Annotated in this window: 21 protein-coding genes, 1 other RNA gene and 1 riboswitch; of the genes, 11 read left to right on the top strand and 11 right to left on the bottom strand. The window is 65.9% G+C overall.

Annotation, left to right across the window (positions count from 1 at the left end):
- Positions 1-68 precede the first annotated feature (68 nt).
- Both LWE61_RS13325 and LWE61_RS13320 read right to left on the bottom strand, forming a co-directional pair.
- On the bottom strand, positions 69-2,144 hold the full coding sequence (locus LWE61_RS13325; RefSeq protein ID WP_234150732.1) for a TonB-dependent receptor: 2,076 nt from the start codon (positions 2,142-2,144) through the stop codon (positions 69-71).
- Between the two features lie 178 nt (positions 2,145-2,322).
- Positions 2,323-2,575: riboswitch (cobalamin riboswitch) on the bottom strand.
- A 69-nt stretch (positions 2,576-2,644) separates the two neighbouring features.
- Positions 2,645-3,097, bottom strand: coding sequence for a globin domain-containing protein (locus LWE61_RS13320; protein ID WP_234150730.1), 453 nt, complete (start codon positions 3,095-3,097; stop codon positions 2,645-2,647).
- A 100-nt stretch (positions 3,098-3,197) separates the two neighbouring features.
- On the opposite strand from LWE61_RS13320, the gene LWE61_RS13315 reads away from it, so the two are divergent.
- The gene (locus tag LWE61_RS13315) at positions 3,198-3,623 is read left to right on the top strand and encodes an Rrf2 family transcriptional regulator (RefSeq protein ID WP_234150728.1); all 426 of its coding nucleotides are present in this window, start codon (positions 3,198-3,200) and stop codon (positions 3,621-3,623) included.
- A gap of 22 nt (positions 3,624-3,645) precedes the next feature.
- On the opposite strand, the gene LWE61_RS13310 is transcribed toward LWE61_RS13315, so the two are convergent.
- The 5 genes from LWE61_RS13310 to LWE61_RS13290 are packed head-to-tail and all read right to left on the bottom strand — an operon-like array spanning position 3,646 to position 9,546.
- Positions 3,646-4,854, bottom strand: coding sequence for a CaiB/BaiF CoA transferase family protein (locus LWE61_RS13310; protein ID WP_234150727.1), 1,209 nt, complete (start codon positions 4,852-4,854; stop codon positions 3,646-3,648).
- Positions 4,854-6,008, bottom strand: a complete 1,155-nt coding sequence (locus LWE61_RS13305; RefSeq protein ID WP_234150725.1) for a CoA transferase — start codon at positions 6,006-6,008, stop codon at positions 4,854-4,856. The genes LWE61_RS13310 and LWE61_RS13305 overlap by 1 nt, the downstream gene beginning before the upstream one ends.
- Complete coding sequence (locus tag LWE61_RS13300; RefSeq protein WP_234150723.1) at positions 6,005-6,781, bottom strand: SDR family NAD(P)-dependent oxidoreductase; 777 nt, start codon at positions 6,779-6,781, stop codon at positions 6,005-6,007. Before LWE61_RS13300 ends, LWE61_RS13305 begins: the two co-directional genes overlap by 4 nt.
- The gene (locus tag LWE61_RS13295; protein WP_234150721.1) at positions 6,778-8,208 is read right to left on the bottom strand and encodes an aromatic ring-hydroxylating oxygenase subunit alpha; all 1,431 of its coding nucleotides are present in this window, start codon (positions 8,206-8,208) and stop codon (positions 6,778-6,780) included. Before LWE61_RS13295 ends, LWE61_RS13300 begins: the two co-directional genes overlap by 4 nt.
- A 24-nt stretch (positions 8,209-8,232) precedes the next feature.
- On the bottom strand, positions 8,233-9,546 hold the full coding sequence (locus tag LWE61_RS13290; RefSeq protein ID WP_234150720.1) for a metal-dependent hydrolase family protein: 1,314 nt from the start codon (positions 9,544-9,546) through the stop codon (positions 8,233-8,235).
- Between the two features lie 226 nt (positions 9,547-9,772).
- On the opposite strand from LWE61_RS13290, the gene LWE61_RS13285 reads away from it, so the two are divergent.
- The 4 genes from LWE61_RS13285 (at position 9,773) to LWE61_RS13270 (ending at position 12,892) form a co-directional block, all read left to right on the top strand.
- Entirely contained in the window at positions 9,773-10,108 is a 336-nt protein-coding gene (locus tag LWE61_RS13285; protein ID WP_234150719.1) for a 2Fe-2S iron-sulfur cluster-binding protein, read from the top strand.
- Positions 10,109-10,345: 237 nt separating this feature from the next.
- The gene (locus LWE61_RS13280) at positions 10,346-11,674 is read left to right on the top strand and encodes a cytochrome P450 (RefSeq protein WP_234150718.1); all 1,329 of its coding nucleotides are present in this window, start codon (positions 10,346-10,348) and stop codon (positions 11,672-11,674) included.
- A gap of 10 nt (positions 11,675-11,684) precedes the next feature.
- The gene (locus LWE61_RS13275; protein WP_234150716.1) at positions 11,685-12,521 is read left to right on the top strand and encodes an SDR family NAD(P)-dependent oxidoreductase; all 837 of its coding nucleotides are present in this window, start codon (positions 11,685-11,687) and stop codon (positions 12,519-12,521) included.
- Positions 12,522-12,613: 92 nt separating this feature from the next.
- Entirely contained in the window at positions 12,614-12,892 is a 279-nt protein-coding gene (locus tag LWE61_RS13270; protein WP_234150714.1) for an NADH dehydrogenase ubiquinone Fe-S protein 4, read from the top strand.
- A gap of 298 nt (positions 12,893-13,190) precedes the next feature.
- Here the strand turns inward: LWE61_RS13270 and LWE61_RS13265 are convergent, their stop codons facing one another.
- Genes LWE61_RS13265 through LWE61_RS13250 form a run of 4 tightly spaced genes read right to left on the bottom strand, consistent with a single transcriptional unit; the run spans position 13,191 to position 15,974 of the window.
- Positions 13,191-13,760, bottom strand: coding sequence for an NUDIX hydrolase (locus LWE61_RS13265; protein ID WP_234150712.1), 570 nt, complete (start codon positions 13,758-13,760; stop codon positions 13,191-13,193).
- Positions 13,757-14,437 (bottom strand): TPM domain-containing protein, encoded by a 681-nt coding sequence (locus LWE61_RS13260; protein WP_234150710.1) that lies wholly within the window; start codon positions 14,435-14,437, stop codon positions 13,757-13,759. The genes LWE61_RS13265 and LWE61_RS13260 overlap by 4 nt, the downstream gene beginning before the upstream one ends.
- A complete protein-coding gene (locus LWE61_RS13255; protein WP_234150709.1) occupies positions 14,437-15,345 on the bottom strand; it encodes a TPM domain-containing protein in 909 nt (302 codons plus the stop codon). Before LWE61_RS13255 ends, LWE61_RS13260 begins: the two co-directional genes overlap by 1 nt.
- Before the next feature lie 23 nt (positions 15,346-15,368).
- Positions 15,369-15,974 carry a LemA family protein gene (locus LWE61_RS13250; RefSeq protein WP_234150707.1) on the bottom strand — a complete coding sequence of 202 codons (606 nt, stop codon included), beginning with the start codon at positions 15,972-15,974 and terminating at the stop codon, positions 15,369-15,371.
- Positions 15,975-16,101: 127 nt separating this feature from the next.
- Here LWE61_RS13250 and mscL point away from each other — a divergent pair, with 127 nt between their 5' ends.
- From mscL to LWE61_RS13220, 6 genes are all read left to right on the top strand, one after another.
- On the top strand, positions 16,102-16,536 hold the full coding sequence (gene mscL, locus LWE61_RS13245; RefSeq protein ID WP_234150705.1) for a large conductance mechanosensitive channel protein MscL: 435 nt from the start codon (positions 16,102-16,104) through the stop codon (positions 16,534-16,536).
- Positions 16,537-16,634: 98 nt separating this feature from the next.
- Positions 16,635-16,910, top strand: coding sequence for a hypothetical protein (locus tag LWE61_RS13240; protein WP_234150703.1), 276 nt, complete (start codon positions 16,635-16,637; stop codon positions 16,908-16,910).
- Between the two features lie 65 nt (positions 16,911-16,975).
- Positions 16,976-17,326: a transfer-messenger RNA gene (gene ssrA / locus LWE61_RS13235) on the top strand.
- A 421-nt stretch (positions 17,327-17,747) separates the two neighbouring features.
- On the top strand, positions 17,748-18,140 hold the full coding sequence (locus LWE61_RS13230; protein ID WP_234150702.1) for a tetratricopeptide repeat protein: 393 nt from the start codon (positions 17,748-17,750) through the stop codon (positions 18,138-18,140).
- Positions 18,141-18,510: 370 nt separating this feature from the next.
- Complete coding sequence (locus LWE61_RS13225) at positions 18,511-20,289, top strand: hypothetical protein (RefSeq protein WP_234150700.1); 1,779 nt, start codon at positions 18,511-18,513, stop codon at positions 20,287-20,289.
- 96 nt (positions 20,290-20,385) lie between these two features.
- Positions 20,386-23,067 carry a TonB-dependent receptor domain-containing protein gene (locus tag LWE61_RS13220; protein WP_326490645.1) on the top strand — a complete coding sequence of 894 codons (2,682 nt, stop codon included), beginning with the start codon at positions 20,386-20,388 and terminating at the stop codon, positions 23,065-23,067.
- Positions 23,068-23,111 lie beyond the last annotated feature (44 nt).

Here is a 23,111-nt window from a genome sequence, read left to right as displayed (position 1 = left end):
GGTTTCCAGCATGGTGATAAGGATGACGCCCGCCTGATTGTTCAGGCGGGCGTTGTCGTATCGGTGGCTCAGAAGTGGAACTTCGTGCCCACGCGGAAGGTGCGGGGTTCGATGACGCGGCTCAGGCGTCCCTCGACCGGCCCGGAGTCAAAGGCCGGGATGTAGGATTCATATTGATAGGCGATGTCCTTATCCTTGCTGGCCAGCAGGTTGAGGACTTCGCCATAAATCTCCACCCGCTTGCCCTTCCATGCGGCGCGGGCGTTGACGATGGTACTGCCGGAATCGCGGCTGCTATTGTCCTCGATCAGCGGATAGGGGCCGAGGTGGCGGACGCGGACGCTGGCTTCCCACGCCGGGAACACGATGGCGGCCCCGGCGGATGCGGCATTTTCGAACGCGTTGGGGATATGGTCGCCATTGTCGTAGCGGGCGTGGCTGGCGGTGTAGTTGGCGTCGAGCGCCAGCCACTGCAGCGGTCGCCAGAACCCTGCCAGTTCGAAACCATGGCGGCGGCTGGCCCCCGATGGCTCCACCGCGTTGGAATCGCCGACGAAGCGCAACTCGCTGCCGACATCCAGCCAGTAATAGGCGGCGGTCAGCGTTGCGCCCGCCGTCTGGATGCGCGCGCCCAATTCCTTGCCCGTGCCGCGCACCAGCGTGGGGACGGGCGTGTCACGGTTCACCGCTCCGCGCACGTCGTTGGAATGGAAGCCCCGGCCCCAACTGGCGTAGAGTTCGACGATGGGCAGTGCCTGCCACGCCACCGATGCCTTGGGCGAGAGGATGGAATCATGGCCGCTGCCTTTGCCCAGCGTGGCGGCCACGGCGTCCCTGGCCCGCACGTCATAATGATAATAGTCGCCGCGCAGGCCGCCGATCACGCGCACCCCCGTCACCGGTTTCCACGTCGCCTCGCCATAAAGGGCCGCTGACAGTTCATTGACCCGGAAGCCGCCGAGCGAGTCCACGAAGGCGCGGTTGGCGGTGCGATGGACGCCGACATTGCCGATCGCGTCATAGCGGTTCTCCGTGCCGAGGGTGACAGCGAGGGCAGGCGTGACCTCCCAGTTCTTCTCGCCGCGCAGGCCCAATACCCAGCGCCGGTCGAACTGGCGGATCTGCGCGCTGGTGCCGTCGGTGTTGGCATAGGTGGGGTTCGAATACATCGACCAGTCGTAAAACTGGGCATAGGCGTTGGCGCGCCAGTCCGACTGGACCACCGAAACATTGCCGACGAACCGCGTCGTCTCGCCACGTGCGGAGGGATCGGGCGAGCAATAGGCGTCGGGGCAGAGGGCGGAGCCGATGATGCGTTCGGGGATCTGCTCCGTGGGATTCCAGCTGGCGTGATAGCCATGCAGGGTGACGGCCACCTCTCCCGTGCCGGTGGGCACGCGATATTTGCCGAAGCCGCTATAGTGGCGCAGATTTTCCGGTTCCTGCCAAGGTCCGTCATAAGCCTTTGCCTGCACCACCAGCGTCAGGTCGCCGGGACCGACATCATGGGCGGTGCCGCCCGCCGCGACGCGCCGCCAGCCATAGGAGCCGCCTTCCGCCGAAATCCAGGGCCGGTCGAAACCGTCGATGGTGGACATATAGGCGGCGCCCGCCAGCGCGAAATCACCGCCATCGGCGCGATACGGTCCCTTGCGATAATCCTCCCGCGCGACGATTTCCGGGATGAGGCCGTTGAGGTCGAGATAGCCCTGGCCATGGCCGTGGGTCCGCAGGTTCATCTGCACGCCGTCGATATAGGTGGTGAAGTCCGAACCATGGTCGAGGTTGAAGCCGCGCAGGAAATATTGATTGGCCTTGCCACTGCCCGAATGTTGCGCGGCGACCATGCCCGGCACGGCCTCCAGCAGTTCCGCCACGCGCAGCAGGGGACGCACGAGCAGGTCGGACCCGCTGACGGTGCCCTCACTGGCGGCATGGGCGATACCGATCTTGGCCTCGCCGCGACCGAAGACGAGGATTTCGGGTGTGCCGGCTTCGCTGGTGGTTTTGCTGCCTGCGCTGGCGGTTGCCGTTTCCTCCGCATAGGCCGCATGCGCCGGGAGGAAGAGGGCGAACGCGCAGGCCGTGGTCAGCAGGCGCGTGGTGGGCAGGCGGTAAGCCTGTGTCGATGTTATCGATGTCATGGGAAAAACACTCAGGGCGCCAAGCGACTGGAGGCGGAGGCGTGCCGTCCTGCGACGGTCGACGCGCGTCACCGGCCGGACGCCACGGGCGACCGGTACGCGAACCGATGCGGCCTCCACCGCTCGTTCGTCGCTCAGACGGAGTTCACCGTGCCGCGGCCATCCCCTGGACCCAGGCAAGAGCGACCAGACGCCGGCAGGTCTCCTGGCTCACGGGTCGTCGCTCGATACATGGCCTTCCCAGGTCTCGCATGATTTAGCGTCCGACCCAGTGGCTGGCGGCAGGACGATGGTCCGCCGCCGATATGCATTTCGCTCGCCGCTTACAGTTGCAGGGACAGCCGTGGCTTTGGTTGCCCCCGTATCGGGTGGCATCCGCACCACATTCCCATTCAAGCCCCTTGCGGGGCACCGACGCGATCATGCCCGGCCGACCGGGCAGGGCGTTGGTTACAAAGGCGAACCGATTTCCGCAAGGTGGATTGCGGAAAAGAACTGGGTCAGGCCGCTGCGTCGTACAGTTCCCGTTCCTTGCCGATCAGGATGTTGGCGAGGAACCAATATGCCTCTCCCCAAGCGGCGAGCAGTTCGTCGGTCGCGGCTTCCGCGCCCAGCACATCGCGGATGGCGGGCAGGAGAGCGTTGGCGACATGGGGATAATGTTCCGCCTTCACGCCTGTTTCGACATGGCGGGCGACCATGCGCTCCACCGCCGGGGTCAGGTTCTGCAACTTGTCGATATTCTGGGCATAGGCGAGGATCGCTGCCGCCAGCCGCTTGGGCTGTTCGCCGCTTTCCTGCGCGGCCTGATCGAAAAGCGCCTTGATGTCCGTGTCCACGAACAGCCGCTCATACATGCGTTGCGTGATGGCGAGACCGTGGCTCTGGAGGGCGGGTGCGCTCGCCTTGACGATGGCCATGGTTTCGGGGCTGAGGGCTGCTGCAGTGCTCATGGGACGACTCCTCTAAACATGTATTATGGATGCATCTATACGAGAGTCGTTTAAACATGTAAAGATGGTGCATGTTATTGGATGCCAGAAACGATCCCAAATGCGCCTGACCCGCTACACCGATTATGCACTGCGCATCCTGCTGCACACCGCCACCGCGCCGGATGGACGCACGTCGATCGCGGCGATTGCGGAGCGGCATGCGATTTCGAAAAATCATGTGATGAAGGTGGTGAACCAGCTCGCCAACGATGGTTTTTTGAAGACGGTTCGTGGGCGGGGCGGGGGGCTGCAACTGGCGCGCCCGGCGGAAGATATCCGCATTGGCGAGGTGGTGCGGCGGACCGAGCCGGAGTTGCAGGCGGCCGATTGTGGCGCTTGCATGATCCGCGCGGGATGCGGCCTGACCCCGATATTGGGCGATGCGATGCGGGCGTTTATCGAAACGCTGGACCGGGTGACACTGGCCGAGGCGGTGCGGCGGTGCGAGCCGGGCCTGTTCCCCTTGTTCGGGGAATTGGGCTGATCCGGGTGACCGGCGGTGCGGCCTAATCCACCACCCTGCGGGCGGCAAGGTCGGCCAGTTCCGCTTCCGACAGGCCGAGCAGTTCGCGGTACACATAATCGTTATGTTCGCCGAGCAGGGGCGCGCCGCGTTCCACCTTTGCCGGGTCGGGGGTCATGCGCCAGCTTGGACCGATGATCGGGCGGCTGCCGTTGCGATGGTCGCTGACCATGCGATAGCCCTCCCGCCCCCAGAGATGATCGTCGGAACAGAGGTCGAGCGAACTCTGGCTGCGGAAGGCGGGAACGCCCGCATGGCGGAGGCGGTCGGCCAGATGGCTGGCGTCCTGGGACGCCGTGGCGGCGGAGAGGGCGGCGTCGAGGGCGTGGCGGTTGGACAGCCGGTCGGGGAGGGTGGCGAAGCGCGGGTTCGCGGCCAGTGTTCCAGCGCCGAGGGTCTGGCATAGCGCCTGCCATTCTGGGTCGATGGCCACCGCGATGCTGATCCATTCGCCGTTCGCGCAGGGGTAGGTGCCATGGGGCGCCATGTCGGGGTGATGGTTGCCGTCGGCCTCCGGCACCGCACCGGTTACGCTCCACGCGAAGAGACTGTCGCCCACGAGGCTGGTCATCGTCTCGACGGCGGAAAGGTCGATATATTGGCCCTCGCCGGTGGTTTCGCGGTGGTGGAGCGCGGCGAGGATGGCGAGGGCGGCGCAAGCGCCGACGCTGCTGTCGCCATAGCGGATGTTCATGCCGCGCGGCACCTCGCCCTCATGCCCGACCAGCGCGGTGAGGCCGCTCAACGCCGCAAAGCTGGGGGCGTAGCCGCTCTGATAGCCCAGCGGACCGTCATTGCCCCACATCTTGATCGAGAGCTGGATGATGTCCGGTTTGATGCGGCGCAGTTCCTCATAGCCGAGGTGGGAGCGTTCCATCGCACCGGGGCGGATATTGTCGATCACCACGTCGCTCTGCCCGACCATGCGGCGCAGGAGGGTCAGCCCTTCGGCGGTTTTCATGTTGAGCTGGACCGACAGGATTTCCTGGTTGATCGACTGGAAATAGGGGGCGCTGTCTCTGTCGACGCCGCCATAGGCGCGCATCTCGTCGAGGTTGGTGGCGCTCTCCACCTTGATGACCTCCGCACCGAGATGGGCGAGCAGCTTGCCCGCATAGGGGCCGGCCCAGACCTTGGTGAGGGCGAGGATGCGGATGCCGGCGAGGGGACCGCCGCGATCGGGGAGGGGCATCAGGCGGGTTCGCTTTTACAGGTTTTACAACCGAAAGGGGGTAAGGACGGGGCGGGGGTAAGGTGGATGGGCGTAGCGCTCATCCGGTAGGGTGCGGTGGGGCAGGCGACCGGGCCGAAGACGGGGTGTTGGATCGTCTGGAAGAAGCCGCGGTGGACGAATTGTTCGTTGCAGACCAGATCGGCGGCGATGTTGACCGGGACCATGGCGACGCCCCGTTTCTGCGCGGCTTCCGACACGGCGACTTTCGCCTGACCGGCGCTCCATTGCGCGAAATGAACGCGGAACTCGGCCACGCGCTCCCTTGTACAATGAAACTCCAGCCAGTCGTCCGGGAAGGACTGCGCCCATTCCGGCTGGCCCATCAGGTCCAGCAGGCCGAGCCAGTGCGCCTGTGTGGTCATGAACAGGAAGACATGGCCGTCGCGCGCCGGGAAGCTGGTGCCGGGGCCGCCCATGTCATAGGCGCCGCGATCCGCGCCCGGCTCCGCCTCGCCCGCCAGCATGCGGCCCAGCACGGCGTCGGTGCGGTTCACCTGCACCTGCACCTCCGAAATGTCGATGAACTGGCCCTGCCCGGTGCGGCGCTGGCGCAGGAGCGACGCGAGGAGAGCGGTGGCGGCGTCGATCCCCGCCTCATAGTCGGAGAGGAACCGGCCCGCCCCCTTGAGCGGCGGCTTGTCGGGTGGCGTCTCGCTGGGCGAGTGATAGGCCCATCCGCCCGCATTGATGACGTTGATCGACCGGGCGATCTGCCATTCCGGCGGCGCGCCCTGCCCGAAGGGGGTGACGATGGCATGGACCAGCCGGGGATGCGCCGCGGCGATGGCGGTGGAGGTCAGGCCATGCGCGGCCCCCCACCGTTCGTCATGATCGTCCACCAGCGCGTCGGCGCGAGCGAGCATCCGGTCGAGCAGGGCGCGGTCGGCGCTGTCGGCCAGGTCGAGGACGACCGATTGCTTGCTGGTGTTGAGATAGTGGAAAAGGGTGCTCTCCCCCCGATGACATGGTCCCATGTGCCGGGTGGGCGCGCCGCCGGGCCGCTCCACCTTGATGACCGTCGCGCCAAGGTCGGCCAGCAGCTTGGCCGCATATTCCCCCGCCGGGCGCTCCGCGATTTCGATGAGGGTGAGGCCGTTGAGCGCGCCGGTCATAAGGACAGTCCGTCGTCGATGGTGAAGGTCGCGCCGGTGATCTGGCGCGCACGGTCGGAGAGGAGATAGAGCGCCATGTCGTCCAGCGCGTCCGCGTCCAGCAGGCGGCGGCGATGGGTGGCGGCCACATCCGCCTGTCCACGGGGGGAGGCGAACCAGTCGGCGTTGATGTCCGTCGCGATCCAGCCGGGTTGCAGGATGTTGACGTTGATCCCCTGCCGCACCCATTCGCGCGCGAACTGGCGAGCGAGATGGGCAAGGCCCGCCTTGGTCGCGGCATAGAGGGCGTCGCCGGTGCCATTCTGTTGCGCCGTGATCGACCCGATCAGGAGGATGCGGCCATCCTGCCGATCCGCGCTGCCCGATGCGATCAGCCGCCGCGCGCCCTCCCGCGCGACCAGATAGGTGCCGAGCAGGTTGGTGTCGATCACGCTGCGCAGGCCCGCCACCGGCACGTCCGTCGAGCGGCCGCCGGTGCCGGTGCCCGCGTTGCAGAGGATGCCGGTGACGGTGCCGAAATGCGCCTCCGCCGCGTCATAGGCGGCGATGACGGAGGGTTCGTCGGTCACGTCGAGGGGGATGGCGAGGGCTTGTCCGCCCGCCGCGATGATCCGCTGCGCGAGGGCCTCTGTCCGGTCGGTGCGGCGCGCGCCCAGCACGACGCGCGCACCCGCCGCGCCGAGCCGCCGGGCAAGGCCCGCACCGATGCCGGATGAGGCGCCGGCGACGAGGATCGTCCTGTCCTGTACGGAGGTGATAGGTGCCTGGGTCACGGGCGCCGCATACGTTCCCCGTCGAGGGGCAGGGGCGGCAGGGCCATATATTTGTCCACCGCCCGCTCAAAATGGCGGATGCGGATCTCCTGATAATCGGCCAGGGTGATGCCGGACTTGGCGCTGGCCTCCAGCCCCTCCTGCTGGGCGTAGAGATTGTCGGTGTCCTGATCGAGGATCTTGCCGAAGCCGGGGTCCATGCCGACCGATTCCATGAAGCTCTGGTCATCGCGGAGGATTTCCGGTTCGGCGGGGTCGGGCCGGTCCGCGCCGTCGGGCACGGGGCGCATGAACATCACCTCGAAGATGCAACGGCGATGGTCGCGGGCGTCCGGGCGGAAGCGGTAGATCATCGGCAGGGAGATGCCGGGGAAGAGATAGAGGTTGGGGAACATGGTGTAGCTGTAGGTGTCGAGCAATTCGGTGTCCGACACATGGGCCAGACTGGTGTTCGCCGCTTTCTCGAACAGGCCCCGGAACATGTCGGCCATCACCTGTCGTGCGCGTTCGCCCTCCTGCAACTGCGGCTTGGTGCCGCCCATGGCGCTGCTGTCGCCCATGGTGAAATTGTCGATGATGTCCTGTTCGCTATACTGGCCATAGAGCTTTGGGCTGACTACGCCCAGCGTCGAGATGAAGCGGTTCACATGCTCGCCATAGACGTCATATTGCGAGTTGACGTCGCCATTGGCGGGCGCGACCTGCGGGTGGGTGTCGCCGACATGATAGGCCTCCTGAAACGCCTCCACCACCAGTTTCCAGTTGGCGGGATAGCTTTTCTGGACATGAAGATAGATGTAGCGGTTCTCCAGCTTCCATGCCGCGAAATGGGCCATGATCTCCGGCCCGAAATAGTCGGCAAGGGTGGGTGCGTCCGGGTCCATGTTGAGGAAGACGAAGCCGCCCAGCGTCTCCACCCGCGCTTCCGGCAGGGTGGCCTTCGCCTGATCGACATGGGAGAAGTCCCACTGGCAGGGGATGGATGTGTTGGTGCCGTCGAGGTTCCATGTCCAGCCGTGGAAGGGGCATTTGAGGTCGTTGGCGAAGCCGGTGGTGCCGGACGGCTTCAGCTTTGTGCCGCGATGCAGGCAGGCGTTCACATAGGCGCGGATTTCCGTATCGGTGACGCGGGTGACGATGAAGCTGTACGGGCCGATGTCATAGACATAATAGTCGCCGACCTCCGGGATATGCTCCTCCCGGCAGGCCATCTGCCATGTGCGGGTCCAAAGGCGATCGAACTCGCCGCGCTGGAAGGCGGGGTCGATGTAGCGGTCCTTCGACACGTCCGCGCTGCCCAGATATTCGTAGGATTCGGAGGCGGCCCATGCGGGGGCGGGGACGCGGTCGCGGGCGATGATCTCCTGCGTGCTTTCGGCGGGGCAGCGGGCCGTTCCGGGGGCGAGGGTGCCGGATTCGAGGTTCATGGGGTCGGTCTCCGTGGTGTCGGGTCAGGCGGCGATGCCGGAATGGGCGGGCGTGCGGGCCGGTTCGCTGGCGGGGGGCAGGGTGAGGGCGGGGGCGAGTTTGTGGATCGCGCCGTCCTTCATGATGAGGGCCAGACGGCTGTGCTCGGTGAGGAGGGCGATGTCCTCCAGCGGGTTGCCGTCGATGAGGAGGAGGTCGGCCAGTTGCCCCGCCGCCAGCGTGCCGAGATCGCCCTCCGCCCGCATGGCGAGGCCGCCGTTGCGGGTGGCGCACAGCAGCGCGTCGGCGGGGGCATAGCCATAATAGCGGACGAAGAATTGCAGGTCGCGCGCCTGCTCCCCCTGTTTGCTCCAGCCGAAACCATAGTCGCCGCCGATCAGGTGGCGGATGCCGCGCTTGCGGAGTTCGGTGTGGGTCTTGATGCTGTTCTCCAGCAGGTCCGGGATGTTCATATGGCCGCCGACTTCGGGGCTGAGGCCGTGGGCGGACGCCTCGCCGTTCATGATCTGGTGGAACAGGCCGACGGTGGGGACGACGAAGATGCGCTCGCGCGCTTCCTCCATCAGGTCGAGCAGTTCCTCATCCGCATATTCGGTGTGGAACAGGCCGTCGACGCCCGCGCGGACGCAATGCTTCGACCCTTCGATAGAGCGGGTGTGGGCGTTGATGCGGCGGCCATAGGCGTGCGCCGTCTCCGCCGCGACGCGGATTTCCTCGAAGGTCATCGGCGTGGTGTGACCGGGGGTGGAGGGGTAGAAGGGGTCGCCGGACACGTCGAGCTTGATATTGTCCACTCCCTCCCGGCAGTGGAGGCGTACCGCGCGGCGCATTTCGTCGGCGCCGTCGACGATGGTGGCGGGGCCGCCGGGGCGGGGATCATGTTCGCGCCCCTCGTCGCCCATCGCGCCGGTGACGCTGATCTCCAGCCCGCCCGCGCGGATGCGGGGACCGGGGAGGCGGCCGGCGTTGACCTGGTTACGCACCGCGACGGCGAGGCGCAGCTTGGCCTCCGACGCTCCGTACGCGGAGGTGAAACCGGCGTCGATCAGCGCCTTTGCCCCGCGCGCGGCGGTGAAGACCTGTTCCTCCGGCGTCGGCGTGATGAGATCCTCGGTCCGGCACACATTCTCGAACGACAGATGCGCGTGCCCTTCCGTCATGCCGGGCATCAGGAAACGCCCCTGCGCGTCGATCAGCGTGTCGGCGGCGGGACGGGAGGCGCTTCCCGCTGGGGTGACGGAGGTGATGCGGTTGCCGTCGATCATGAGGTCGCCGACGAAAGGCGCAGCGCCCGTGCCGTCAAAGATCGTCGCGTTCGCGATGCATGTCGTTGCCACCGAAGTCCCTCCTCCGCGCCGGTTGGGGTCCGGGCTGCCGTATTGGAGCGTCGAAATTAGGGGATCGGGGCGGGCGACCCAATGACTGGACGCGCAGGGGGCGTGTCCCCTGACGGTGACGGCGGGCGGATTGCTGCGCCTCCGGTCAAGTCTGCGCGCCGGGCGAGCGATTTCCAGCGGGGCGGGGATGGGGCATTGCGAGGGGACAATCAGGAGCGGATTTCCCATGGCAGCGTTGACAGTCACCTTCATCGAAACAGACGGCACGGAGCGGGCGATCGACAATGTCGATGCCGGGCCGTCCCTGATGGAAGTGGCCCGGAACAGCGGTATCGCGGGCATCATGGGCGATTGCGGCGGTGCCTGTTCCTGCGCGACCTGCCATGTCTATATCGATGAAAGCTGGCTGGAGCGGGTCGGCGCGCCGGACGACATCGAGTATATGATGCTGGATATGGTGGCGGACGTGCAGCGGGATAACAGCCGCCTGTCCTGCCAGATCAGGATGCGCGAGGAACTGGACGGGCTGCGGCTGACGGTGGCGCCGCTGCCGGGCTATTGACGGGGTGGTGGAGCGGTTCGGCCGCCGCTTTGCCGATTTTCGGCGTTGCTTCGCTGCGCTGGCAATGACGAGGGGGAGGGCGGAGGGTGGGGCAACGACCCCCCTGACGCCCACCATTGCCCCGTCGGGCAAGGGCCATGTCGAGGCGGGTCATGGTGCCGGGCGGCGCACCCCTCCACTATGATGGCCTGCCGCGTCCAAGGGGCGTGTGACGACATATGAGAGGAAGGAAGCGCGATGGCGTCTGTCGAGGCCGAGGGTCTGGTGAAGGGGGGATGCCCGGTGGATCATGGTGCACAGGATCATGGAGCGGTGCTGGCCGGGGCCACGCTGAAAGACCCGGCGATCCTGGCGCATCCCAACGCCTATTATGCGGCGATGCGCGCTGAGGCGCCGGTCCATTATGACGAGAAGCTGGGGATGTACCTCGTGTCCCGTTACGAGGATTTGCAGAAGGTCTTTGCCGATCCGATCACCTTTTCCGTCGAGCAGGGCTTCAAGCATATCTATGGCGGCGCCTATTTCGAGGAATTCAAGGCGATCATGGAGCGGGACGGCGGCGGGTTCTTTCCCGACGCGATCATGAGCGATCCGCCCTATCACACCCGCGTCCGCAAGCTGATGGAGAGCGCGTTCACCGCGCACCGGGTCAAGGAACTGGAACCGCGGATCGCCAAGGTCATCACCGATTTCATCGAGGGGATCGCCGACAAGGGGCGGGCCGACGCGGTGGAGGATTTCGCCGTGCCGATCACCATCCATGTGATCTGCGAGCAACTGGGCCTCGACCATTTCGACGCCGCCAAGGTCAGCCGCTGGTCGCAGGCGGTCACCGCGCAGATCAGCGCGATGCAGGACCATGCCGCGATGGTGGAGAATGCGGCGCATATCTGCGACCTGCAAAATTACCTGATCGCCCGGATGAAGGAGCGGGAGGACAATCCGCGCGAGGACATGATTTCCGATGTGGTCCATGCCCGCTCGCCCGATGGCGACGGCGCCGCGCTGACCTTTGCCGAGGCGGTGTCGCTGGTGCGCGCCATATTGATTGCGGGCAACGACACGACGGCGACGGCGCTGACCAACCTGATCTTCATCCTGGCGACGCAGCCCGCCATCGCGCAGCAGTTGAAGGAGAATGTGGATGACGAGCGGTATCTGAACCGCTTTGTCGAGGAACTGCTGCGGGTCGAGCCGCCGGTGCGGGGCCTGTCGCGCATGACGACGCGCGACGTGGAACTGGGCGGTACGCTGATCCCCGCCCATTCGATGATGCTGAACCTCTATGCGTCGGGCAATGACGACCCCAATGTCTTTCCCTGCCCGCGCGATTTCGACGTGAACCGGCCCAATGTCGGGCGGCAGGTGGCGTTTGGCGGCGGCGTGCATCGCTGCATCGGGCTGGCGCTGGCGCGGATGGAGATCAAGATCACCGCGCGCGAGCTGGTGAAGCGGCTGGACAATCTGACGCTGGACATCGCCATCGAGGACATCACATACCTGCCCAGCGTGGCGACGCGCACGATGCAGCGTCTGCCGATCACATTCACGCGGCGCACGGTTTAAGGAACGGCAAGTGGGTCAGGAACTGGCAGGCAAGGTCGCGGTCGTCACCGGCGGCGCGGGCGGCATCGGCCGTGCGACGGTGCAATTGTTCGTGGTGGAGGGGGCGAAGGTCGTCATCGCCGACCGGGACGTGGCGGCGGGCGAGGCGCTGGCCGCACGGCTGGGCGATGCGGTGGTCTTTCTGGAGACGGATGTGGCGGACGCCGACGCGGTGCAGGCGGCGGTGGACAGGGCGGTCGATCATTTCGGCGGCCTGCACATCATGTTCAACAATGCTGGCATGTCCTGCGGCGCTTATCCGCAGTTCATTGACGACCGGCTGGACGATTTCCAGCGGGTGATGGCGGTCAACCTCTATGGCCCGATGATCGGCACGCAGCGCGCGGCGCGGCATATGAAGGACCATGGCGGCGGCGTCATCCTGACCAACGCCTCCATCGCGGGGATGCTGGCGGGCAATGCGATGATGACCTATCGCGCGTCGAAGGCGGGGCTGATCCATTTCAGCAAGTCGGCCGCCATCGACCTGGCCCAATATGGTATCCGCGTGAACTGCATCGTGCCGGGGCATATCCGCACGCCGCTGTCGAGTTTCGGCGATGGCGTGACCGATGCCACGGCGGCGCGGCTGGAGGCGGCGATCGACGCGGTCTATCTGTCCAACCAGCCGCTGAAACGGCGCGGCCTGCCGGAGGATGTGGCGGAGGTCGCCCTGTTCCTGGCGAGCGACCGGGCGCGGCAGGTGACGGGCATCGCCATGCCGGTGGAGGCCGGGGTGACGGCGGGCGACCCGGTCAATCATTTGCAGGATATTTTCGACGCGCGGGTGAATGTGCTGGGGGCGTGAGATTCGACCGCCGACGGGACGCCGCGCCATCCAAAATCTTGACAGACGGGGCGCTATGCGCGACCGGGCTGGGACGGTCAGGAGTGAAGCAGATGTCCGCGCGAATCTATCAGATACCCAAGAACGCCATGCAGTCCGGCCGTGCCCGCACATCCACCTGGATGCTGGACTATGAACCGGCGGAGGCGAAGAAGCCCGACCCGCTGACCGGATGGGCCGGCTCCGGCGATACGCGCGAGCAGGTGAAGCTGGGCTTTCCCACGGAAGCCGCCGCGCGCGCCTACGCCGAACGCTATGGCATCGCCTATCATGTGGTGGCGACGCCGCCGCGGGCGCTGAAGATCCAGGCCTATGCGGATAATTTTCGCTGAGGTGAGGGGGTGAAGGGCGGTGCGCCGGGGCGATTGGCGACCGGCTGCCGTTTGGCCTGCGCTGGTTTGAAGCGCAGGCGCGGTTCCCGAAGACACTATGGTCCTTCGACATTTACGAGCGGCGCGCGCCTCGCTTGAACGGGGCGAACGGGTTTTGCGAGGCGTGGATGGTTGTCGCGGTCATTTTCTGCGTCATCCCGAACGTGATCCGGGATTCCGCTTACGGACTTGATACCGCGATCTGAAAAGAGGCTGGACCCTCCGGGGTGACGAGAGGTGGTGGCTTTACTCCTCCCCGTCAAACCGCCGAAAATCCCTCGCCCAGCAACAGCAACAGCTTGACGTCGATGGCATAGCCCTCCGCCCGCCGTTCGGCGAGCCAGGGTTGCAGCCCGTCGAGGGGGACGCGGTGGACGGTGATGCCTTCGCCCGCCGTGCCGCCGCCGTCCCCCACGCGGGTCAGGCCATGGGCGCGGAACAGGGTGAAGCTCTCCGACACCATGCCTGGCGACGAATGATATTGGCCGAGATCCTCCATGCGCGCGGCCTGATAGCCGGTTTCCTCCTCCAGCTCGCGCGCCGCGGCCAGGGCGGGGGCCTCGTCCGCCTCCGCCCCGTCGCCGACCAGCCCGGCGGGCAATTCGATGCAGGGGCGGCCCAGCGGCACGCGAAATTGCTCGACCAGTATGACGTGACGATCGTGCGGGTTGGCATCCGCCCCTTCGTCGATGGCGAGGATGACGGCCGCGCCGATCCCGCGCGAACGGCTGACATATTCCCAGCGGCCGCGCTGCTTGGCGATGATGAAGCGTCCCTCCCAGCGGACCTCCTCCGGCAGGGTCATGTCGTCGTGGGTCGGTGCGCTCATAATAGGATCAGCCTGTCGGGGAGTTCGTTGGGGTTAGCGCCGGTGGCGGGCAGGTGGCGGGCGAGGATGGCGCCGATGCGCTCCACCGCGCGGGCCATGCCGGGGCCGACGCGACCGCCGCGCACTTCGGCAAGGAGGGCGGCCATCGCCTCCCCCCATTCATCGGGATCGACGCGGGACGCGATGGCGCTGTCCGCCACGATCTCGGCCCGATGTTCGTCGAGGGAGAGGTAGAGGAGGACGCCGGTGCGCCCGGTCGTGCGCGCCTCCGCCGCCGCGCGGAACAGGGCGACGGCGCGGCGGCGCACCCGGCGGCTGCGCGTGGCGGCGGGCGTCATCGCCATGCGGAGGGCAGGGATGGCGAGCAGGTAGCGCACCGCCAGAAACTTGGCGATGGCATGGCCCAGCAGTATCAGCAGGAAGAGGCGCAGCGGCAGCTCATGATGCCATGCGCCGAGCAGCCAGCCATAGACACGCTGGAACAGGTCGGGGAGGGCGGCGGCCAGCGCGATGACGAGGAAGGCGGCGGCGATCGCCCAGTGCAGGCCGACATCATGATAGGCGTCGGAGCGGCGCGCGACGATGGTGACGATCTCGCCATCCGTCTGCGCCTCCGCCAGCGCCACGGCGTCGGAGACGAGGCGGCTGTCCGCCGGGGTCAGGGAAATGCGCGCCATTACCAGCCTCCGCTCGCGCCGCCGCCGCCGAAGCTGCCGCCCCCGCCGGAGAAGCCTCCACCGCTGCCACCCCCACCAAAACCGCCGAAGCCGCCGCCATGATCGTCATCCCGGCCACCGCCCAGGCCCGGCCCCCACAGGATGATGGGCGCAGCGCCGATGCCGCCCCCGCCATAGCGCTTGCCGCCCCGCGCGCGGGAGACGAGCGGGAGGACTACGAACAGGCCGACGAAAAGGAGGACGATGACCGCGCTCATCACGTCGCTGCTGCCCTCTTGCCGGTCGGCCTCGGCGGCCATGGCGGCGGCGCGGGCCTTTGCCTCCTCCGGCGTCAGTTTCAGGAGCGCGCCAATCTCCTCCACGCCCGCCGTGATGCCGCCGGGAAAGTCGCCCGCCTTGAACCGGGGCGTGATGGCGTTGGCGATGATGAGGGCGGAGGTGGCGTCGGTCAGCACGCCCTCCAGCCCATAGCCGACCTCTATCCGCACGCGCCGCTCGTTGGGCGCGACGATCAGCAGCGCACCGTCGTTGCGCCCCTTGGCGCCGATGCCCCAGACGCGGCCGAGGCGATAGCCATAGTCGGCAATGTCGCGGCCCTGCAAATCCGGGATGGTGGCGACGACAAGCTGGCGCCCCGTGTCCTTTTCCAGCGCGGCCAGCCGGGCGTCCAGCGCCTGTTCGCCGGCAGGGTCGAGCAGGTTCGCGCCATCGACCACCCGGCCGGTCAGCGCGGGAAAATCCTGCGCATGGGCCAGTGTCGGCACGAGCGCCGTCGCCAGCGCGAGCAGCAAGAGCAGCGCCAGCCGCTGGAGGAGGGGGCGAAGCGCGGGGGCCGAGGGCGCAGGGGGGCGACGGGCAGGGGCAGGGGCCGGGCGCGCCGGGTCAGAGCATATCCGGGCAGGGGACATGGGCCGCGCCCTCCGGTCCCCCGTCAGTTTCCGTTGAACATCGCGCCGACGTCGGGCGCGCTGTCCGCCCCGGCCTTGGCCGCGAAGGGGGCCATGGGCTGCGCGCCGTGGATCAACTTTGCGCCGATCATGTCGGGGAAGGTGCGGATGCGGGTGTTATAGGCGCGCACCGCCTCGTTATAATCGGTCACGGCGACGGTGATGCGGTTCTCCGTCCCCTCCAGTTGCGACTGGAGCGCGAGAAAATTCTGGTTGGTCTTGAGGTCGGGGTAGGCCTCCACTGTGGCGAGCAGGCGGCCGAGCGACTGGGACAGCGCGCCCTGCGCCGCCTGGAACTGCGCGACCTTGGCCGGGTCGTCGAGGTCGTCGGCGCTGACCTGCACGGAGGTGGCCTTTGCGCGGGCCTCCGTAACCTTGACCAGCGTATCCTGCTCCTGCTTGCCCGCCGCGCGCACCGTGGCGACGAGGTTGCCGATCAGGTCGGCCCGGCGCTGATACTGCGCCTGCACGTCCGCCCACTTCGCCTTGGCCACTTCCTCCGCCGCGGGTACGCTGTTGATGCCGCAGGAGGCGAGCGAGAGGCTGGCGACGGTCAGGAGGAGGAAAGCGGGCAGGCGGGTGCGGGCCATGATGTAAAATCCCTTAAACTCCGGGTGTCGCCCGGACGGGCTGGTAAATAGGACGTTGCGCGAGAGGCCGCAATGGTCTTAGCCTGGGCCATCGCAGTATTGCATCCGGCAGTAAAAGGGTTTGACGATGGCATTGGTGAGTGAATTCAAGTCTTTCATTGCGCGGGGCAATGTCCTGGACCTGGCGGTCGGTGTCATCATCGGCGGGGCGTTCGGCACGATCGTGTCCTCCGTGACCGACGACCTCATCATGCCGGTGATCGGCGCGGTGACGGGCGGGGTCGATTTTTCGAACCATTTCATCCAGCTCGGCACCATTCCCGGCGACTTCAAGGGCGACCTCAACAGCTATGCCGACCTGAAGAAGGCGGGCGTCGCGATGCTGGGCCTGGGCGCGTTCGTGACCGCGATCATCAAGTTCCTGATTCTGGCGTTCATCATTTTCCTGATCGTTCGGCAGGCGAACAAACTGTTCCCCAAGCCCGACGCCACGCCCGCCGCCGAGCCGGCCGAGGTCACGCTGCTGCGCGAGATACGGGATTCGTTGCAAAAGAACGGGTGAATTCAGCCTGTTGCGCGGCATTTGCATCGCAGGCGGAACCTTTTCGGGGCGTGGCGGCTTTCACCCCTGCTCATTTGTAATAACAGGAGGACTCCCCCGTGAAGGCACCGCTCATCATCGTCGCGGCGACCGCACTTGCCGCCCTTTCGGCGTGCGACAGCAAGCAGGCGCAGAATGTCGAGAATAAATATGACAACGCCGCAGATGCGATCGACAACCGTGCCGACAATATCGAGCAGGCTGGCGACAATCTGACCGGCGCCGCCGCGAACGCCAACGAGAATGTGGTGGACGCGCTGGAGAACAAGGCCGACGCGACCCGCGAACTGGGCGATGCGAAGGCCGACGCGATCGACAAGGCGAAAGCCCACTAAGATCGGCTCGACTGACGGCGGCACAGTCCGCCGGGTCAAAAAAGAGGGCGTGGCATGATGGCCACGCCCTTTTCTTTTGCGCGCCATGCCCTATATCCATTCTGTCGGCTTGTCCGACTATGGCGATAAATTGTGCCGTGTAATAGACGCAGCGGACCCGGGGGCGGTACCCGGCGGCTCCACCAGAAACGGCGGATCTTTCAGATTCTCGCCGGTCCTGATGGGGCCGAACTAGGATCGACGTGTGTTCAAAGACGGTATTTTCGCCCGGGCTGAGTAACCCGCATAAGGCTCAAAACCCAATAAGTGCCAACGATAACGAAGCACTTGCTCTCGCAGCATAATTGAGGGCCTCACGGCCTGACATTATCCTAACAGAACGCGGCTGGGCCAGCCGGGCAACAGAATGGATTCCAGCGGCACGGGGAGCGCCGGGCAACAGAAGCTCCCCACCTTTCCCTACCTTTTTACCCGAAGTTGGTGCGTGTGCGCCGGATGGCGTCTGGCTGTCCGCGCCGGATGGCGTCCGCTGTGTGTATCAACGGCACAGGATCGCGCGCGGATGGCCTGTGGCTGCGCGCGCAGGCGGCGTGCTGTCCATGGCTGTGACGGGCATGTGTCCCCGAAGCGCGATGGTCTTTCCGATTCGTTTTTCAGTTTCCTGTTTTGTTACAGCATGATGACATTTAGGGAATTGTGACAATTGTCATATTCACTGTCATAAAACTATTATTATATTTCAAAGGGATGTAACGGTTTTGGACGATGGTTTTCCGTTGTGGAATGGCGCATCTGTGCCATAATCGGAGCAGCTTCGGAGAGGAGGTGGAAGGCATCATGAAAAGCATTTCGGGTTTCTTCGCGGGTGGTCTGGTACTGGCCGCCGGCGTGTTTCTGGGGGGTGGCGCATGGGCGCACGATCCCGCAAAAATCGTCTATCCGGGGGACGGGCTGGCGGTTTCCGCCATTGGCGAGGGACGGCTGGCGCAGGCCGAGACGGTCCTGAAACCGCGCTATGCGGAGGATGCGCAAGACCCGGCGCGTCTCATCAACCTGGGTATCGTCTATGCACGGGCGGGCAAGGCGTCGGAGGCGCGCGGCGCGTTCGTGGCGGCGGGCAATGCCCCCGAATGTGACCTGATCCTGTCGGATGGCCGGGAGGTGTCGAGCCGGCAGGTCGCGCGGCAGCAGATCGCCATGCTGGACAGCCGGGCGTTCGCCACCCGCTGATCGATCCTGATCCGCGCGATCGCGCGGTCCGTCGCATAAGGGGACGCTTTCCGAAAGGACGGCGTCCCTTTTGCATGAGGGCGTGGGGGCGATGCAGGGGCGTCCGTTCCCGCCCGCAAGCCCATGGTGCCTGGGTTTTGCGCCTGCAACGGCGGGGAGGCGATCCCCGCCATGGCGCAGGCCGTGCAATATAATCGTCATAATCATGTCATCTAAAAGACGCCCAAATTCCATTCGGCTGTCACATCCGCTCCCTAGGGGCGGCTCCGGGAACAGGGATCGGGGGGACGGCCGCAACGACGGTGCCGTCAATCCCTTCCTCACTGGGTCGGCACATCATCCGCCGACCAAACCGGAAGCGGAGACGATAATGGGACGTATTTCACGGATTACGACGATTTTGCTGGCTGGCGCTGCCCTGCCGATGCTGGCCGCCTGTGGCGCGTCCGACATTGCATCGCCCGGTGACAATACGGTGATCGGCGGTGGCGGCACGGGTACGCCGACGCCCACATCGCCCAGCGTCGGCCCGAACCAGGCCCCGACCGGCACCATCGCCTCCATCTCCGCACAGCTCAACACGCTGGTCCAGACGCAGGGCTTCGTCGACGAGGGCGTGATCGAATTCGGCGCAACCGCCGCATCCGGCACCACCGCGGCGACCCCGGCGGTTTCCGGCTTCCGCGTCATCCGCCTGCCCAGCCTGATCGACAAGGATACGCTGCTCCCCTATATTCCGGGCGTCGCCTATCTGATCGACGGCACGGTCAATGTCGGCATCGACCTGGGCGGTTCGTCCGCCGGCAACTCCACCGGCCGTTCGGCCAACCTGACCGTTCAGGCGGGCGCGATCCTGTTCGCCGACAATGGCGTGGGCGCGAAGATGCAGCGCGTGACAGTGGGCGCCACCGGCGCGCTGACCCGCACGGATCGCGGCTCGCTCAGCAGCGCGACCGGTCCCGACTATCTGATCGTCAACCGTGGCTCCAAGATTTTCGCGAACGGCGAGGCGGCCAAGCCGGTCATCTTCACCGCGCGCCAGAACCTGGAAGGCGTGGCGACCGACACCGGCACGGCGAATTCGCAGGGCCTGTGGGGCGGTCTCATCATGGCGGGTCGTGCACCGATCAGCGATTGCACGACCGCAGGCGTGGCGGGCGGCTCGGCCGACTGCTTCCGCATCGTCGAGGGCACCGGCACCGCCCGCTATGGCGGCGACGTGGCCGCCGATAACAGCGGCACGCTGCGCTATGTGCAGATCCGCTATTCGGGCATCGCCATTTCGGAGGGCAACGAGCTTCAGGGCCTGACCCCCGCAGGCGTCGGTTCCGACACGATTATCGACAATGTGCAGGTCCACAACAGCGCGGACGACGGCGTCGAAATCTTTGGTGGCCGCGTCAACGCCAAGCATCTGGTCATTACCGGATCGGACGATGACGATCTGGACACCGACGTCGGTTATCAGGGCGCGGTCCAGTTCGTGCTGGGTATCAAGCGCACCGACAATGGCAGCTCCGACCCGCGCAGCATCGAGGTGGACTCCTCCGGCAACGAGGACGCGCTGCCCCGCCAGTATCTGCGCCTCGCCAACTACACCTTCGTCAACAATCTGGCGAATTCGACCGCGAGCCAGGAAGCCCTGTATATTCGCGGCGGTGCGGATGCGACGCTGGTGAACGGCATCGTCAAGACCTCGACCAAGGCCTGTATCGACCTCGACCAGTCGCAGACGGTGCGGGCGGCGGACGGCACGCTGGCCGCCCCCGGCCCGTTGCAGGAACTGGGCGCGCCCGTGTTCCACTCCAACTATTTCGACTGCCCGGTGGCGGTCAACAACGACAATGAGACGGGCAATCTGACCGCGGCGGCCGTCACGGCCCTGTTCACCGCCGGCACCAACAATGTGCTGGTCGGCAACACGGCGCTGACGTCCATCTTCCTGCCGACCGGCGCGGCGGCGACCAATGTCGCGTTCAACGCCGCCACGCTGAACCGGACGGGCGAGAGCTTCCTGGTCACGACCACCTATATCGGTGCGGTCAAGGATGCGACCGACAACTGGTACAAGGGTTGGACCTGCACGCCCAGCTATGTGAGCAACCTCGGCGGTCTGGGCAACTGCACCTCCATTCCGACCTACTCCTAATCTTCAGACCGACATGGGCGCGCGGCCATATGCCAGCGCGCCCATGTGCCTTTTTCAGGCCAGCGCGCCCACGCGCCTTTTTCAGGGATGGACATAATGATGAGAAAAGCGTCCGCTTTCGGCTCGATGCTGCTGTTCTCGACAGCGTTGACCGCGCCTGCCCTTGCGCAGGACGCAGCCCCCGTGCAATCCGCGCCCACGGGCGCCAGGTCGCAGGCACCGGACACCGCCGGCTCCGCGTCCGCTCCGGCCGAGGAACAGGTCGAGGTTTCGATCCCCGGCGGTGGCGGCAACACGGGCAACGACATCGTCGTGACCGGCCGCTACATCCCCAACATCATCAAGCAGACGTCCGAAGTGGTGTCGGTCCTGTCCGCCAGCGACATTGCGCGCACCGGCGAGGGTGACATTGCGGGCGCGCTGCAGCGCGTGACCGGCCTGAGCGTCGTGGGCGAAGGCTTCGTCTATGTGCGCGGCCTGGGCGACCGTTATTCGCTGTCGCTGCTCAACGGCTCTCCGCTGCCGTCGCCCGACCCGCTCAAGCGCGTCGTGCCGCTGGACATCTTTCCCAGCAGCCTGATCGCCAGCGGCATGGTGCAGAAAAGCTATTCCCCCAATTTCCCCGGCGAATATGGCGGCGGCGTCATCAACCTGACCACCTTGTCCACGCCGAAGGAGAGCTTCCTCCAGGTCGGCGGATCGGTCGCCTATGACACGGAGACGACCCGTCTGCTCGGCTACACCTATTATGGCAGCAAGAGCGACTGGCTCGGCTATGACAGCGGCACGCGCGATGCGCCCGGCTTCATCAAGGAAGCGGGCGACGCCAACGCCGTCATCCCCGCCGCGCAGGCCGCGACACTTTCCAACACCCGCACCACATTGTTGCAGCGGCTGACCGATACGCCCGCCAACTGGTCGGCGGACATCAGCGGCGGCACGCGCTTCGACCTGGGCGGGGTGCGCGTCGGCGTGATCGCCAGCGCGGGCATCAGCAACACCTGGATCACGCGCGATTCCGCGCGCGAGACGGGCGACGACGATGGCGACATCCAGAAGGCGTTCCGCACGGTATCGACCGACAACCGCATATTGGTGAACGGCCTGTTCGGGCTGGGCTTCGAGTTCGGCCAGCACAAGGTGCGCCTCACCAACCTCTATATTCATGACACGGTGAAGCAGGGGCGTCTGGAATCGGGCTATAACCGCTTCGCCAGCCTCGATCCCGCGCCCGGTTCGCCGGACCCGCAGATGATCCAGGGCACGTCCTGGGCGGAACGGCAGTTGTACGACCTGCAAGGCGCGGCGGAACTGCGCTTCGGCGCGCTGAGCGTAGACCTGCGCGGCACCTATGCCAACACCAAGCGCACGTCGCCCTATGAGCGGGAATTCTCCTATATCTACAATGTCGCCGCCGACGATTATGTGAACGACCTGAGCGGCGGTAGCCAGCGCGCGACCATCGCGTTCAGCGACCTCAACGAAGATCTGTACGGCGCGGGCATCGACGTGGGCTACAGCCTGCCCACGGAACGGTCGATCAAGGTGACGGCGGGCTATGCCTATACCGACATGGACCGGACATCGAGCCGCTACTTCTTCCGCTACACGCCGCGGGTCAGCGCCCCCATCGCGCAGTTGCGGCCCGACCTGCTGCTGTCGCGCGACGTGATCCTGAACCAGAATCTCTCGCTCTCGCCGGAAAGCGCGGCGGGCGCGACCGCCTATGACGCCAAGCTGCGCATCCATGCGGGCTATGGCATGGCGGAGATCGAACTGTTCGACGGCTTCCGCATACAGGGCGGCGCACGGTATGAGACGGCGGACCAGACGGTGCGGTCGAGCGGTGGCTTCACCCCCACCGCGCTGAGCAACGACTATTGGCTGCCGTCGCTGACCTTCACCTGGAATTTCCGGGAGAATATGCAGCTTCGCCTGCACGGGTCCAAGACGATCGCCCGGCCGCAGTTCCGCGAACTGGCGCCGCAGCAGTATCAGGACTTCACGACCAACCGCACCTTCGTCGGCAACGCCCTGTTGCAGGACAGCGAGCTGAAAAATGCGGAGGGCCGGTTCGAATGGTTCTTTGCGCGGGACCAGCGGATGAGCGTCGCCGCCTTCTACAAGGACATCAGCAACCCGATCGAGGGCGTGGGCTTCCTCGATACGTCCAGCGGCACCTTGCTGTACGGTTTCGCCAACGCGCCCAAGGCCAAGCTGTATGGTGCGGAGGTCGAGTTCCAGAAATATCTGCCGCTCGACGGTCTGTTCAAGGGGGATTTGTTCGCCACCAAGCGGGCGGTGATTATCGCCAACTACACCTACTCCAATTCGGAGCTGGAGGTGGGCAATCAGCAGATCTTCGACCCGTTCCCCACGGCGGGCGCGGTGACGCGGGTGGCGGCCAACACGGTGTTCCGCGATGGCGCGGCGATGACGGGGCAGTCGGACCATCTGGTCAACCTGCAACTGGGCGTCGAGGATACCGACCATCTGTCGCAGCTGACCCTGTTGTTCAACTATGCCAGCGACCGGGTGACGACGCGCGGGCCGGGCAATCAGGTGGACTATATCGAGAAACCGGGCGTGCGGCTGGATATCGTGTATCGGCAGGGCATCCGCACCACCTTCGGCGAGATCGAGCTGAAGGCGGAGGCGCGCAACCTGACGCGCACCGACTATCGGGAAGAACAATCGTTCAGCAACGGCAATGTCGTGCGCGTGAACAGCTACCGTCAGGGTGCGCTCTTCTCGTTCGGCGCGAGCATGAAGTTCTGATCCAGGGGGTGGTGTCGGGTGTCCATGGGGGCGTCACCACCACC

This window comes from Sphingobium sufflavum, assembly GCF_021403115.1.
Classification (GTDB): Bacteria; Pseudomonadota; Alphaproteobacteria; order Sphingomonadales; family Sphingomonadaceae; genus Sphingobium; species Sphingobium sufflavum.
Note: the sequence above shows the minus strand (reverse complement) of the source record. Positions and strands in the feature narration are given on the sequence as shown.

What these genes read in the sequence shown, in the direction of transcription:
- LWE61_RS13325 (WP_234150732.1), bottom strand. Translation starts at nt 2,144, where the DNA reads ATGACATCGATAACATCGACACAGGCTTACCGCCTGCCCACCACGCGC.
- LWE61_RS13315 (WP_234150728.1), top strand. Translation starts at nt 3,198, where the DNA reads ATGCGCCTGACCCGCTACACCGATTATGCACTGCGCATCCTGCTGCAC.
- LWE61_RS13265 (WP_234150712.1), bottom strand. Translation starts at nt 13,760, where the DNA reads ATGAGCGCACCGACCCACGACGACATGACCCTGCCGGAGGAGGTCCGC.
- LWE61_RS13230 (WP_234150702.1), top strand. Translation starts at nt 17,748, where the DNA reads ATGAAAAGCATTTCGGGTTTCTTCGCGGGTGGTCTGGTACTGGCCGCC.
- LWE61_RS13225 (WP_234150700.1), top strand. Translation starts at nt 18,511, where the DNA reads ATGGGACGTATTTCACGGATTACGACGATTTTGCTGGCTGGCGCTGCC.
- mscL (WP_234150705.1), top strand. Translation starts at nt 16,102, where the DNA reads ATGGCATTGGTGAGTGAATTCAAGTCTTTCATTGCGCGGGGCAATGTC.
- LWE61_RS13320 (WP_234150730.1), bottom strand. Translation starts at nt 3,097, where the DNA reads ATGAGCACTGCAGCAGCCCTCAGCCCCGAAACCATGGCCATCGTCAAG.
- LWE61_RS13305 (WP_234150725.1), bottom strand. Translation starts at nt 6,008, where the DNA reads ATGACCGGCGCGCTCAACGGCCTCACCCTCATCGAAATCGCGGAGCGC.
- LWE61_RS13220 (WP_326490645.1), top strand. Translation starts at nt 20,386, where the DNA reads ATGATGAGAAAAGCGTCCGCTTTCGGCTCGATGCTGCTGTTCTCGACA.
- LWE61_RS13310 (WP_234150727.1), bottom strand. Translation starts at nt 4,854, where the DNA reads ATGCCCCTCCCCGATCGCGGCGGTCCCCTCGCCGGCATCCGCATCCTC.
- LWE61_RS13255 (WP_234150709.1), bottom strand. Translation starts at nt 15,345, where the DNA reads ATGTCCCCTGCCCGGATATGCTCTGACCCGGCGCGCCCGGCCCCTGCC.
- LWE61_RS13285 (WP_234150719.1), top strand. Translation starts at nt 9,773, where the DNA reads ATGGCAGCGTTGACAGTCACCTTCATCGAAACAGACGGCACGGAGCGG.
- LWE61_RS13270 (WP_234150714.1), top strand. Translation starts at nt 12,614, where the DNA reads ATGTCCGCGCGAATCTATCAGATACCCAAGAACGCCATGCAGTCCGGC.
- LWE61_RS13280 (WP_234150718.1), top strand. Translation starts at nt 10,346, where the DNA reads ATGGCGTCTGTCGAGGCCGAGGGTCTGGTGAAGGGGGGATGCCCGGTG.
- LWE61_RS13295 (WP_234150721.1), bottom strand. Translation starts at nt 8,208, where the DNA reads ATGAACCTCGAATCCGGCACCCTCGCCCCCGGAACGGCCCGCTGCCCC.
- LWE61_RS13250 (WP_234150707.1), bottom strand. Translation starts at nt 15,974, where the DNA reads ATGGCCCGCACCCGCCTGCCCGCTTTCCTCCTCCTGACCGTCGCCAGC.
- LWE61_RS13260 (WP_234150710.1), bottom strand. Translation starts at nt 14,437, where the DNA reads ATGGCGCGCATTTCCCTGACCCCGGCGGACAGCCGCCTCGTCTCCGAC.